Source organism: Rhodoglobus aureus (assembly GCF_039527955.1).
GTDB classification, from domain to species: Bacteria; Actinomycetota; Actinomycetes; order Actinomycetales; family Microbacteriaceae; genus Rhodoglobus; species Rhodoglobus aureus.
The window spans coordinates 31,337-44,019 of sequence record NZ_BAAAKW010000002.1; the positions used below are offsets into that span (position 1 = coordinate 31,337).

11 protein-coding genes are annotated in these 12,683 nt (G+C 60.2%); 8 read left to right on the forward strand and 3 right to left on the reverse strand.

What is annotated here, in order from left to right:
• Positions 1–4: 4 nt before the first annotated feature.
• Positions 5–1,225, reverse strand: coding sequence for an exodeoxyribonuclease VII large subunit (xseA, locus tag ABD112_RS00565; RefSeq protein ID WP_343922232.1), 1,221 nt, complete (start codon positions 1,223–1,225; stop codon positions 5–7).
• A 135-nt stretch (positions 1,226–1,360) separates the two neighbouring features.
• On the opposite strand from xseA, the gene ABD112_RS00570 reads away from it, so the two are divergent.
• Both ABD112_RS00570 and ABD112_RS00575 read left to right on the forward strand, forming a co-directional pair.
• Entirely contained in the window at positions 1,361–2,407 is a 1,047-nt protein-coding gene (locus tag ABD112_RS00570) for a 4-hydroxy-3-methylbut-2-enyl diphosphate reductase (protein WP_343922247.1), read from the forward strand.
• 3 nt (positions 2,408–2,410) lie between these two features.
• Positions 2,411–3,022, forward strand: a complete 612-nt coding sequence (locus ABD112_RS00575) for a DUF6264 family protein (protein WP_343922233.1) — start codon at positions 2,411–2,413, stop codon at positions 3,020–3,022.
• A gap of 79 nt (positions 3,023–3,101) precedes the next feature.
• Here ABD112_RS00575 and fbaA read toward each other — a convergent pair whose 3' ends face one another.
• On the reverse strand, positions 3,102–4,127 hold the full coding sequence (gene fbaA / locus ABD112_RS00580; RefSeq protein ID WP_343922235.1) for a class II fructose-bisphosphate aldolase: 1,026 nt from the start codon (positions 4,125–4,127) through the stop codon (positions 3,102–3,104).
• Positions 4,128–4,338: 211 nt separating this feature from the next.
• Between fbaA and glpX the strand changes: the two genes are divergently transcribed.
• A complete protein-coding gene (gene glpX / locus ABD112_RS00585) occupies positions 4,339–5,328 on the forward strand; it encodes a class II fructose-bisphosphatase (RefSeq protein ID WP_343922236.1) in 990 nt (329 codons plus the stop codon).
• 4 nt (positions 5,329–5,332) lie between these two features.
• Here glpX and ABD112_RS00590 read toward each other — a convergent pair whose 3' ends face one another.
• Complete coding sequence (locus tag ABD112_RS00590) at positions 5,333–6,640, reverse strand: DNA recombination protein RmuC (RefSeq protein WP_343922237.1); 1,308 nt, start codon at positions 6,638–6,640, stop codon at positions 5,333–5,335.
• Between the two features lie 80 nt (positions 6,641–6,720).
• On the opposite strand from ABD112_RS00590, the gene ABD112_RS00595 reads away from it, so the two are divergent.
• From ABD112_RS00595 to ABD112_RS00615, 5 genes are all read left to right on the forward strand, one after another.
• Entirely contained in the window at positions 6,721–7,641 is a 921-nt protein-coding gene (locus ABD112_RS00595; protein ID WP_343922238.1) for a LysR family transcriptional regulator, read from the forward strand.
• Between the two features lie 159 nt (positions 7,642–7,800).
• Positions 7,801–9,297 carry a CoA-acylating methylmalonate-semialdehyde dehydrogenase gene (locus ABD112_RS00600; protein WP_343922239.1) on the forward strand — a complete coding sequence of 499 codons (1,497 nt, stop codon included), beginning with the start codon at positions 7,801–7,803 and terminating at the stop codon, positions 9,295–9,297.
• Positions 9,298–9,370: 73 nt separating this feature from the next.
• Positions 9,371–10,447 (forward strand): redox-regulated ATPase YchF, encoded by a 1,077-nt coding sequence (ychF, locus tag ABD112_RS00605; protein WP_343922241.1) that lies wholly within the window; start codon positions 9,371–9,373, stop codon positions 10,445–10,447.
• A 145-nt stretch (positions 10,448–10,592) separates the two neighbouring features.
• On the forward strand, positions 10,593–11,267 hold the full coding sequence (locus ABD112_RS00610; RefSeq protein WP_343922243.1) for an SDR family NAD(P)-dependent oxidoreductase: 675 nt from the start codon (positions 10,593–10,595) through the stop codon (positions 11,265–11,267).
• Positions 11,268–11,514: 247 nt separating this feature from the next.
• Positions 11,515–12,393 (forward strand): DUF4268 domain-containing protein, encoded by an 879-nt coding sequence (locus tag ABD112_RS00615; protein WP_343922245.1) that lies wholly within the window; start codon positions 11,515–11,517, stop codon positions 12,391–12,393.
• The last annotated feature ends 290 nt before the right edge of the window (positions 12,394–12,683 follow it).

Genomic DNA, 12,683 nt, shown 5'->3' on the forward strand with positions numbered 1-12,683 from the left:
TCCTCTAGGTGTCTGCCGGCTGGCCGGTGACAGTGGTGGAAATCTTGCCGTCGGCAACGGTGAGCAGGAGCTCGGTGCCGTTGGGAGTATCAGCCGTGGAGCGCACCGCAGTGCCATCGGAAAGCTGAGCAATCGCATAGCCACGCTGCAGCGTGCGCTGCGGAGACAGAGCACGCAACTGGCCGGTGAGCTCGGTCACGCCAGCATGGGCTTTCTCGATCGCCCGCTCAACCAACTCGTTGCTGCGCGAAACGTAGCGTGAAAGCTCATCGGCGTGCGCATCAACGAGCGTTACCGGATTAGCCAACACCGGTCTGGTACGCAGTGACTCCAAGCGGTCACCCTCGTGGGCCAGACGTTGAGTGATGCGCAATCGCATCCCCGCGCGCGCCTGCTGCACCCGGCTCAACTCTTCGGCAACATCGGGAACGACCCGTTTGGCGGCATCCGTGGGGGTGGATGCTCGCAGGTCGGCAACCTCGTCGAGTAGTGGCCGATCGTTCTCGTGTCCAATCGCGGAGACCAAGGGAGTCTGGCAGGCCGCAGCCGTACGCACGAGTGATTCATCGCTGAACACGAGCAGGTTCTGAAAGTCTCCACCGCCTCGGGCGACAATGATGACATCGACCTCAGGGTCAGCATCCAGCTGTGTGATCGCTTTCGAAACCTCGCTGACGGCACGCTCGCCCTGCACTGCGGCGTGCACGGTGCGGAACTTCACGGCAGGCCACCGCAATTGCGCATTGCGCAGCACGTCTTTCTCCGCGTCGCTGTCTTTGCCAGTCACGAGACCGATGCAGTTCGGCAAGAAGGGCAGCGGTTTCTTGTGCTCGAAGAGGCCCTCGGCGCGCAGCTTCTGGCGCAGCAGCTCAAGGCGTTCGAGCAAGTCGCCGAGACCAACGTGGCGCATCTCAAGCACCTGCATCGTGAGCGTGCCGCCCTTGACCCAGTAATTGGGCTTGACGAGGGCAACAACGCGGTCGCCCTGCTTCAGATCATTGGGAAGTTTGGTGCGAACTGACGACCAAACGGTGAACGAAATGGTGGCATCTACTTCAAGGTCTTTGAGCTTGCCGTAGATATTGCCGCCCGAACCACCCCACTGGGTGATTTCGCCTTCAACCCACGCGGTGCCGAGTCGTTCAATCCAGCCGCGAATCTTGTGCGACAGAACTGATACCGGCCACGGAGTATCGACGGTGGGCGGGCCCTCTGTGATCGTCACCTAGCCTCCTCAAGCTTGTGATTACAGGGTAGAGGATGCCGCTGATATCGCAGTGCGCTCGGCGTTCGTGCAGCAGCGTTCGGTAGAATAAATCAAGTGAGCACCATTTCTAACGGAAGCGCCCAAGCGCTAGCGATGCCCCCGATGCCCGCACGCCGCGAACAGCTGAAAGACCTGCCGGTTGCGGGTGGCAAACGCGTGCTGTTGGCTGCTCCTCGTGGCTACTGTGCAGGAGTAGATCGGGCCGTCATCGCGGTTGAGAAAGCGCTCGCAAACTATGGTGCTCCCGTGTATGTGCGCAAGCAGATTGTTCACAACATCCACGTCGTGACAACGCTTGAAGCTCAGGGCGCCATTTTTGTGGATGAAGTTGAAGAGATTCCTGAAGGATCAACCGTGGTGTTTTCTGCCCACGGCGTCTCGCCCGCCGTCGTCAAGGGCGCAGCCGACCGAGAACTTCACGCGATTGATGCCACCTGCCCGCTGGTCACCAAGGTGCACCGCGAGGCAACGCGCTTCGCTCGCGACAACTACCAAATCTTGCTGATCGGCCACCACGGCCACGAAGAGGTTGAGGGCACGATGGGCCACGCGCCCGAGCGCACCATCCTCGTCAATAGCCCCGCTGATGTGCCCAATATCGTGGTCGACAACACCGACAACCTCGTGTGGCTTTCACAAACCACTCTGAGCGTTGACGAAACCATGGAGACGGTTCGCCTGCTGCGCGAGCGCTTTCCAACTTTGCAAGATCCTCCGAGCGACGACATTTGTTATGCGACTCAGAACCGCCAGGTTGCGATCAAGAAGGTTGCCGAAGAGGCAGAACTCGTGATCGTTGTGGGCAGTGCGAACAGCTCAAACACCGTGCGATTGGTGGATGTTGCCCTCGAGTACGGCGCCAAGGCCGCCTACCGCGTTGACTACGCCAGCGAAATCAAGCAGGAGTGGCTTGACGGAATCTCGACCGTCGGTGTTACGAGTGGGGCATCCGTCCCTGAAGTTCTGGTTCAAGAAGTTCTCGCTGACCTTGCTGATGCAGGCTACGGCGATGTATCCAGCGTGGTGACTGCCGAGGAAGATCTCATGTTCTCGCTGCCCAAAGAACTGCGCACTGATGCCGCAGGCAACCCTGATGAGCGCGGCCTCGGCGGTCGCAATCGCAAACTTGATTGGCAATAGACCATGACTGACCCGCGCCCCCGGCCGAAGTACGGTGAGTACGCGCCGCTGCCCCCTGCTGGCCCTGAGAACGTTGCCGATGCTGTTGACGGTTCGCCCGGTTCGGTCGCTCCCGTAGCGCCGCAGTACCCGGCGCCCCCCGCGCCGCCGCCCGGTGCCGTCCACCACGGTGCAGCTCAGCCCAATTCAGCACAGCCCGCTTTCGCTAACACCGCGAGTGACGCTGTCGCCCCTGAACGCAAACGGCGCATGTGGGATGTTCTGCTCACCTCAGCATTGCTTCTCCTGGGAGTCCTGGATGTCGTGGGAACGATCCCTGTGTTGGCCGCTATGGGACCATTTTTGCGGGAGGCGCTCGAGCCTCAGGGCGCGTCGTTTACTTCAGATGCTGTTGCGGCCGAGGCCGGAGGCGCCGCCAACATTGTGCGCGTTGTCGTGCTGGTTCTCACGATTGTGTTCGCTCTCATCCAGATCCAACGCAAGCGCCTCGCGTTCTGGATTCCTGTTGTCGGGGCTACGATCGCTGGAATCGTCCTTACTGTTGCGGTCGTCGTTGCCGTAATGAATGACCCTGGTTTCATCGCGTACGTAGAGGGCATCCAGCAACAGCAGTAGCTGCGTGCGTAGCTGGGCGGCTACGCGTTAAACGCCAAACGGGGCCAACCCGAAGGTTGACCCCGTTCTGCATAAATGGCTACTTGCTGGAGTGCCCAGCAGAACCGAGCTGCTTGGTTGCTTCGACAACGCGAAGCGCAAGAGCGGACTCTGCGGTCTTGCCCCAGGCGCGGGGGTCGTAAATCTTCTTGTTTCCGACTTCGCCGTCTACCTTGAGGAAGCCGGCATAGTTGCTCAGAACGCTGTCCGCGATTGAGCGGCTGTAGGCGTACTGGGTGTCGGTGTCGATGTTCATCTTGATGACACCGTTGGCAACAGCGGTCGCAATTTCTTCATCCGTCGAACCTGATCCACCGTGGAAGACGAGGTCGAGCGGGTTAGCATCAGTGCCATACTTGGCGGCGATACCTGCCTGGATTTCGCCGAGCAGTTCGGGGCGAAGCTTCACGTTGCCTGGCTTGTACACCCCGTGCACGTTGCCAAACGTGAGGGCGGCGATGTAGCGGCCTTGGTCGCCGAGACCGAGCGCTTCAACGGTAGCGATTACGTCATCCAGCGTCGTGTACAGGCTGTCATTGATGTCGTGACTTACGCCGTCTTCTTCGCCACCAACAACACCAATTTCTACTTCGAGAATCGAGTTGATTGCCTTCATGCGTGGCAAGATTTCGCGCGCAATGTCGAGGTTCTCATCGAGAGGAACAGCGGAACCGTCCCACATGTGCGACTGGAAGATCGGGTTGCGGCCGGCCTTCACCTCAGCTTCGGATGCCGCAATCAGCGGGTAAACGAAGTCATCGAGGGCGTTCTTCGGGCAGTGGTCGGTGTGCAGAGCAACAGTGACCGGGTAGTTCTTGGCAACCTCGGTGACAAATGCGGCGAATGCGAGTGCTCCGGAGGCGCGTGCCTTGACCGACTGGCCGGCAAAGTAGTCTGCACCACCGGTGGTGACCTGGATGATGCCGTCAGAGCCGGCATCGCTGAGTCCCTGCAGCACGCCGTTGATCGTCGATGACGACGAGACGTTGATGGCGGGATAGGCGAAAGAGTTCTTCTTCGCCTTGTCGAGCATTTCTGCGTACTGGTCTGGGGTTGCGACGGGCATTGTTGTCTCTCCTCGTACGGTACCGATTACCGCTCTGGTACGGCTCGCGTCGATTCTATCCACCACCTCTGTGTGGGCGCGAACTGTTTCGCAGTGCGACGGTGGGGCCCTCTGTACGGCGACGGCCAATCGGGATTCCGGTAGACTGGGGCCGCGCTGACCACCACCGGCGCGTCCCCAGTCGACCTCTATCAACGAAGGATGCCTCTAGGTGAGTCCAGAAACCGAAACGCTTTTCCTCCATCCCGACCGCAACCTCGCTCTTGAGCTTGTGCGGGCCACCGAAGCGGCAGCGATTCGCGCCGTTCCCTTTATTGGCAAGGGCGACAAGCTCGGTGCTGATGGTGCCGCCGTCGATGCGATGCGCAAATTTTTGGGAACCGTCGAGTTCGATGGTCTTGTTGTTATTGGTGAGGGCGAGAAAGACCACGCCCCCATGCTCTTCAACGGCGAGCGGGTTGGCACCGGTCGTGGGCCCGCCTGCGATATCGCGGTTGACCCGATCGACGGCACCTCGCTAACGGCTGCGGGGCGCCAGAACGCGATCTCGATGATTGCTGTTTCTGACCGCGGCACGATGCTCGACGCATCCACAGTTTTCTACATGGACAAGATCGTCACCGGTGCTGAAGGCGTCGGTGTTGTCGACATCCATAAGCCCATTGGCGAAAACATTCGTGCGTTGGCCAAGGCTAAGGGCAAGCTCCCCGAAGACATCGTGGTTGCGGTACTTGACCGTCCGCGTCACGCGCAGCTCATTGAAGACATCCGTGCGGCGGGTGCGGGAACGCGCCTCATGCTCGATGGCGATGTTGCTGGCGGAATCAACGCCGCGCTCTACGGCACCCGTATCGACATGTGTGTCGGTATCGGCGGCAGCCCTGAGGGTGTTGCGACGGCGTGTGCCATCAAGGCTCTCGGCGGGGAGATTCAGACGATCCTGTACCCGCAAACTGACGACGAGCGTCAACGTGGAATGGATGCCGGGCTCAAGTTTGATCACGTCTATACGGCAGACGAGATGGTGGCCAGCGATAACACCTTCTTCGTCGCGACCGGAGTGACTGACGGCGGACTCGTGAAGGGTGTGCGTCGTTTTGGCCCGATCATTCGCACGGAGTCGATTGTCTTGCGATCACACTCGGGAACGATCCGCCGCATTTCGGCCGATCACCTCGCGGAGAAGTGGCTCGACCACTAAGCCTTTAGGCGTCTTCGTCGGGAAGTTCGAGGTCCATTTCGGCTGCCGTGATGTGTTTCGGTGTGCCTTCTACCGTGTTTGTGGCACCGATGACTTTTGACTCGTCGAGGGCGTTGAGCTTGCGAGCGGTAACGAGCACGCGAGTCTCTAGGGAGTTCGCGAACTGGTTGTAACTGTTCACCGTGGTATCGATGGAGCGACGCAACTTGTCGGCGTGCTCGGCGAGGGTGGCCAGGCGCTGGTAGAGCTCTTTGCTGAGGTCGAACAGGGTTTTGGCTTGGTCGGTGAGCACATCTTGCTGCCACGAGAACGCGACGGTCTTCAGAACTGACCACAGCGTTACGGGCGAGGCGAGTGCTACTCGCTTGCCGAAGGCGTAATCCATGATCGACGGGTCAGCTTCCATCGCTGAGGACACCAGCGATTCGCTCGGGATGAAGGCGATCACAAGTTCGGGGGAGGCATCGAGCCCGGCCCAGTAGGCCTTGCTGGCGAGAGTGTCGATGTGGCCGCGCATCACCTTGACGTGTTGCTTGATGAGCGCCTCGCGACGCGCACCTTCTTCGCCGGTGGCAGTGACCGAGATTTGGCTTGCCTCCAAGAATGCGCTGAACGGCACCTTGGCGTCGACAGCGATGTTCTTGCCACCAGGGAGGTGCACGACCATGTCGGGGCGGCCGGCGCCGGCATCCGAAGTGATGCTCGACTGCACGTCGAAGTCGACCCGCTCGATGAGGCCCGCAGCCTGCACAACGTTGCGCAGCTGGGTTTCTCCCCACACGCCACGGGTGGAGTTATTGCGCAGGGCAGACGCCAACGACTCGGCGGTGCTGCGAAGACGTTCTTCGGATTCGGTGGCCGACTTCAATTGTTGGCTCAGCTCGCCGTGCTGCAGGCTGCGCTGTGACTCCAACTCGGTGACCTTGTTCTGCATGGTGCGCAGTGTCTCTTGCACGGGAGTGAGCGCCTGCAACACCTTTGATTCGCGACGCTCGCGCTCGGCCAGCGCTTGAGCTTCATCTCGCTGACGGTCGATGGTCTCCTTGTACTGCTGTTGCAGTGACGCAACCTGCTCGCCCATTGCTCCGGCACGCGCCGTAATCGACGCTAGTTCGGCCGAGAGCCGCGCTTGCTGCTCACGTTCTTGCGCTGTCACCTGAGCGATTGCGGCCTGGTGGCGGGCCTCAAGAACTTCTGGGTCGATGCGATCGGTCGGTGCCGCCGCACGCACGCGGGCGACAAGCAGCCCAATAACGACGCCAAGAATTGCGCCGACAAGAAGGCCGATGATGAGTGCGAGGATGGGATCCATTCCGCCAGTGTGCCAGCCTGCGCGGACATTTCGGGGAGCAATGCGGGAGGGCGACCGCTTCACCGCTCTAGGCTGGGGGAATGGCCAGCGATTCCGTGCATCCGCTCGATGTGAGCACCGACGATCTGCGGTACCTGATCGCCGTCGCACGAGCCGGCCGGATGGTGTCGGCAGCAACCCTGCTCGGCGTCGACCACACCACGGTTCGCCGCCGCATTGACCGGCTCGAAGCCGCGCTCGGCGTGCGCTTGCTCGATCGGGGTGCTGACGGCTGGGAACTCACCGCCATTGGCCGCGAAGTCGCCACCCGTGCCGCCGGACTCGAGAACATTGTCGAAAACGTGGTCGGAGCAACCAGCGGGGGAGCCGACGAGGTTCGCGGCACCGTGAGAATCGTTGCGCCCGATGGATTCGGGGCCACCTTTGTTACTGCAGCGCTTGCGGCAGTGCAGGCGGAACATCCGGCCATCACTGTCGAATTGATCACGTCGACGAGGCCCCTCAGCCTGCGCGGAGCCGGCTTCGATCTGGCGATCACGATTGGTTCGGCCGCAACTTCACGCCTCGCGTCCGAACCTCTCGCCGCCTATGCGCTTAGGCTCTACGCCTCGCCCGACTACGTGGCCACGCATACGCCTATTCATTCCCTCGCCGATCTCGACAGTCACCCCCTAGTTTTCTATGTGGATGCCCTGCTCATGGTTCGCGAGCTCGACCTGGCGCCGGTGCTCGGCAGCATGCGCGTGGGGTTCGGTTCCACGAGCGTGTTTGCGCAACTGGAGGCCACACGTCGGGGAGCCGGCGTTGGGTTGCTGCACGCGTTTATGGCCGAGCATGATGACGGACTCGTTGCGGTGTTGCCCGATGAGGTGAGCTTTCGGTTGGAATTCGCGCTGTCGGTGCGCAAGGAAGCTGCGGAGATTGAGGCCGTGCAGTTGGTTCGCGCGGCGCTGCATCGCGAGGTTGCTCGGCGGGGCGCAGAGTTGCTGCCTTCGCGCTAGCGAGGTGTATAGCGCGAAGGTGCAGCGAGGCAAAGCGCCGATCGCAGAGCACCCAACGAGCACCTTGTGCGTTTTCGCAGATTGCCCGTGCGCTAATAGGTCTTGATTGCAGATCGTATGGGTTGCAGACTGGGCCTACCTCTGATCGAAAGTAGGCCCATGTACTCCACGATTCCACACTGGATCAACGGCTCAGCTACCGAGGGCGACTCGCCCAACCGTGGCGATGTCTTCAACCCCGCAACGGGTGCTGTCGCTCGCACCGTTCCTCTCGCATCCGTCAATGACGTCAACGCTGGGGTTGCCGCTGCGAAGGCAGCATTCCCCGCCTGGGGCAACACCTCGACCGCTAAGCGCACCGCGGTCATGTTTGCCTTCCGCGAGTTGTTCAACGCTCGCAAGGATGAGCTTGCTGCCATCATCACCGCTGAGCATGGCAAGGTCCTCTCGGATGCTGCTGGCGAAATCGCACGCGGCCTCGAAGTTCTCGACTTCGCTTGTGGCATCGCGCACCTCAGCAAGGGCGAATACAGCGAGAACGTGTCGACCGGTGTTGACGTGTATTCGTTGCAGCAGCCGCTCGGTGTCGTATCGATTATCAGCCCGTTCAACTTCCCGGCCATGGTGCCCATGTGGTTCTTCCCGATGGCTGTCGCCGCCGGTAACACTGTTGTGTTGAAGCCCAGTGAGAAGGACCCGTCGGCGTCGCTCTGGATGGCTGAACTCTTCACCGAGGCCGGACTGCCGGATGGCGTCTTCAACGTCGTGCACGGTGACAAGATCGCTGTTGACACTCTGCTCGAGCATCCTGATGTCGCCAGCGTATCGTTCGTTGGTTCCACTCCGATCGCCAAGTACATCTACGAAACTGCTGCTCACCACGGCAAGCGCGTTCAGGCTCTCGGCGGCGCTAAGAATCACATGCTCGTGCTTCCGGATGCTGACCTCGACCTCGTTGCTGACTCTGCTGTCAACGCTGGTTTCGGTTCTGCCGGCGAGCGCTGCATGGCGATCTCGGTTGTCGTTGCTGTCGAGCCTGTTGCTGACGAGCTCATTGCGAAGGTCAGCGAGCGGATGGCGACCCTCAAAGTTGGCGACGGAACTCGCTCGTGCGACATGGGTCCGCTCATCACGCAGCAGCACCGCGACAAGGTCGCTGGCTACATCGAGCTGGCTGAGACTGACGGCTCCACTGTCGTCGTTGATGGTCGCGGCATCGAGATCGATGGCGACGCTAACGGTTTCTGGCTCGGCCCGACGCTCATCGACAACGTCTCCACTGAGTCGGATGTCTACAAGCACGAAATCTTCGGACCTGTTCTTGGCGTGATTCGTGTTGAAAGCTACGAAGAGGGTCTCGCACTGATCAACTCGTCGCAGTACGGAAACGGCACCGCGATCTTCACGAACGATGGCGGAGCGGCTCGTCGCTTCCAGCGCGAAGTTGAGGTCGGCTTGGTCGGCATCAACGTTCCCATCCCCGTGCCGGTTGCCTTCTTCTCCTTCGGTGGTTGGAAGGACTCGATGTTCGGCGACACGAAGGCTTATGGCCCCGACGCGATCCGTTTCTTCACCCGCCAGAAGGCCGTAACGAGTCGCTGGCTCGACCCCAGCCACGGTGGAATCAACCTAGGCTTCCCGCAAAACGACGCCTAGCTTCTGGCTGGCTCTTCCGTCGCGATAGCGGTCCCGTTCCTCGGGGCCGCTATCGCCGGTAGGATTGTCTTCTGTGGCTCTCACTATTGCAATCGTTGGACTCCCGAATGTCGGCAAGTCCACCCTCTTTAACGCTCTGACCAAGAATTCGGTGCTCGCCGCGAACTATCCGTTCGCGACCATCGAACCTAACGTGGGCATCGTCAACCTGCCCGACCCGCGCCTGAAGGTGCTGGCCGGTATCTTCAAGAGCGAACGCATCCTTCCCGCTCCAGTTTCCTTCGTGGACATCGCCGGCATTGTGCAGGGCGCCAGCGAGGGCGAAGGCCTGGGCAACAAGTTCTTGGCGAACATCCGCGAAGCTGACGCTATTGCGCAGGTCGTGCGTGGCTTCAGTGACCCGGATGTTATTCACGTTGATGGCAAGGTGGATGCCGCTTCCGACATGGAGACCATCAACACTGAGCTGATTTTGGCTGACCTCCAAACTCTCGAGAAGTCGATTGCTCGCTACGAGAAGGAGCTCAAGACCAAGCGCATCGTGCCGGCTGTTCTTGACGCTGCGCTTGCCGCGCAGGCTTTCCTCAATGACGGCAAGCCGTTGTCAGAGGCGACGAAGATTGAGCTCGAACTGATCCGCGAACTGGGTCTACTCACCTCCAAGCCGTTCATTTACGTTTTCAACGTGGATGAAGTGGTGCTCGGCAGCACGGAAAAGCTCGCCGAATTGGCAGCCCTGGTTGCCCCCGCGAAGGCCATCTTTCTCGACGCCAAGTTGGAGGCCGAACTCATCGACCTCGACGAAGAGGATGCCGCAGAACTTCTTGCAAGCACCGGTCAGGAAGAGAGCGGTCTCGACCAGCTCGCCCGCATCGGCTTCGACACTCTCGGTCTGCAGACGTACCTCACTGCTGGTCCGAAAGAGACCCGCGCCTGGACGATTCCCAAGGGCGCTAAGGCACCCCAGGCGGCTGGCGTCATTCACACCGACTTCGAAAAGGGCTTCATCAAGGCTGAGGTAATCGGCTTCGACGACCTCGTCGAGACGGGCTCCATCGCTGAGGCTCGCGCCAAGGGCAAGGCACGTGTTGAAGGCAAGGACTACGTCATGAACGACGGCGACGTCGTGGAGTTCCGCTTCAACAACTAGCGCCCTGGCTGGTGACGCGATGATGTCGGCGGCGATTGTCTCGGCACGACTGTTCGGGCACGCCCTCATCCGGATCAATCTCGATAAACGCCGATAGGCTTTTCGGACGGCACTACCCGCCGCAAGCTCCAACCGAAGGAACTTCATGCCCGTCATCGCCATCATTGGAGCCGGACCGGGACTCGGAGCAGCGGTAGCTCGTAAGTTCGGACGCGAAGGCTTTGCTGTAGCCCTGATTTCAAGGGATCAGTCGAAGCTCGACGCTCTAGCCGCTGAGCTTGAAGCGGATGGCCTGTCCGCCAGCGGTTATGCCGCGGACGTGCGGGAGCCCGCGCAGCTCGAGGCCGCACTCGCGCAGGTCGCCGCCGAGTTGGGGCCGATCACGACGTTGCAGTACAGCCCGCTCCCGTCGCGCGACTACCTGAAGCCGGTGCTTGAGTTGACTCCCGAGCTAGCACTGGAAGCGCTGCAGTTCTCAGCGCTCGGTCTCATCCACGCGGTGCGCACAGTGCTGCCCGCAATGCGTGAAACGGGTGACGGCAGCATCATCCTGATCAACGGCGGAACATCGGTGAAGGCCCGCGCCGGTTTCGCCGGAACGTCGGTAGCTTTCCCGGCCGAGAGTGCTTACGGCGAGATGCTTTACGAAGCGCTCGAGGGCGAGGGAATCCGCGTCCGTCAGCTCGTGATCCCGGGAGGCATTCCCAAGCTTCAACTGCCCAACGGCATTGACGACGTCGCGTCTCGCATCTGGGAGATCCACGCCGCCGCCGGACCCTTCCGCACTATGCTCATCCCGCTCGAGGACGGCAAAGAGTAGCGCTCCGCTCCGCAACGCGCGCGGATCTCCAGGATGTCTACGACGCTATGATGCTCCCTGGATAAGCCCCGAAATCAGTATCGGCGAAGCTTGCTATGAATACCGGGAGCGATAGCGGCTGGGGCTGATCATGCCTTTGTCATCGCGGATATCGTCGGTACTCGGGGATCGAGCAACGACTAGACGGATGTGCGGATTGGATTGCGCCCACGAACTCACAGCATCAACAGTTCAGTAGGGTGTGGGCATGACTTCAAGTGAATTGCTCGGACGCCTAGTCGCAGTTAAGCCTCGTGATATTTGGCCCCATGAGGCGCAGGACTTCACTCCCTGGCTGCTCAAAAACTCGGTGGTGCTCTCGGATTTGCTCGGGATGGAGCTGGTGCTTGAAGCTGCCGAACACCCGGTCGGTGGGTTTTGGCTCGATCTGATCGGCCGAGACGAGGCCACGGGCGAACGCGTGATTGTTGAGAACCAACTCGAGGAGTCCGATCACAGTCATCTCGGGCAAATCCTGACGTATGCAGCAGGGACGGAGGCTACTTCTGTCGTCTGGATCGCCACCCGCTTTCGGGCTGAACACAGAGCTGCGCTCGACTGGTTGAACGAACGCACGGGCGAAGACACACGGTTCTTTGGCGTCGAGATTCACGTGGTGCGAATTGGTGACTCGCAGCCGGCGCCGGCCTTCAAACTGATTGCCCAGCCGAATGATTGGGGCAAGCAGGTCAAGATCGCCGCCAAGTCAGCAGGGATGACCGAATTAGAGCGGCAGTATCAGGATTTCTGGGTGAAGTTCAGCGAAGCGGTCAAGTCAACCAATCCAACCTGGACACAGGCAACATCTTCGAAAGCGTCATGGTTTGCTATGTCGGCTGGCGAGCAGCACGTGCGGTGGGTGTTCGCATTCACGAAGCTCGGATTGGCGGTCTATTTAGAGTTTGGCAGTCCCGATCCTGAAGTTAATGAAGCGAAGTTCAAGGCTCTTCACGCCCAGCGCGACAGCATTGAGCATGCTTTCGGGGCAGCACTCATCTGGGATGCGAAGGACGGCAACAAGAGCACAAAGATCGCAACTTATACCTCCTTAGCGAAGGTAACCTCAGTTGATCAGTTGATCAGTTGATCAGTTGATCAGTTGATCAGTTGATCAGTTGATCAGTTGATCAGTTGATCAGTTGATCAGTTGATCAGTTGATCAGTTGATCAGTTGATCAGTTGATCAGTGGGACGTGTGGATCGGGTGGCTTATTGATTCGGGCACCAAACTGCGCACCGCACTCGATGCACACAGGTTTCCTGCCGAGTCGAGCCCCGGGTTCTAGTTCGAAGTGCAACACGGTGTGGTTTCGTTCGATGATAGTTCTTGGAAGACTTCGGCGGGTGTTGCCCAGCCGAGGATTTTGCGTGGCCGGT

What these genes read in the sequence shown, in the direction of transcription:
- ABD112_RS00570 (WP_343922247.1), top strand. Translation starts at nt 1,361, where the DNA reads ATGCCCCCGATGCCCGCACGCCGCGAACAGCTGAAAGACCTGCCGGTT.
- ABD112_RS00575 (WP_343922233.1), top strand. Translation starts at nt 2,411, where the DNA reads ATGACTGACCCGCGCCCCCGGCCGAAGTACGGTGAGTACGCGCCGCTG.
- fbaA (WP_343922235.1), bottom strand. Translation starts at nt 4,127, where the DNA reads ATGCCCGTCGCAACCCCAGACCAGTACGCAGAAATGCTCGACAAGGCG.
- ABD112_RS00590 (WP_343922237.1), bottom strand. Translation starts at nt 6,640, where the DNA reads ATGGATCCCATCCTCGCACTCATCATCGGCCTTCTTGTCGGCGCAATT.
- ABD112_RS00595 (WP_343922238.1), top strand. Translation starts at nt 6,721, where the DNA reads ATGGCCAGCGATTCCGTGCATCCGCTCGATGTGAGCACCGACGATCTG.
- ABD112_RS00600 (WP_343922239.1), top strand. Translation starts at nt 7,801, where the DNA reads ATGTACTCCACGATTCCACACTGGATCAACGGCTCAGCTACCGAGGGC.
- ABD112_RS00610 (WP_343922243.1), top strand. Translation starts at nt 10,593, where the DNA reads ATGCCCGTCATCGCCATCATTGGAGCCGGACCGGGACTCGGAGCAGCG.
- ABD112_RS00615 (WP_343922245.1), top strand. Translation starts at nt 11,515, where the DNA reads ATGACTTCAAGTGAATTGCTCGGACGCCTAGTCGCAGTTAAGCCTCGT.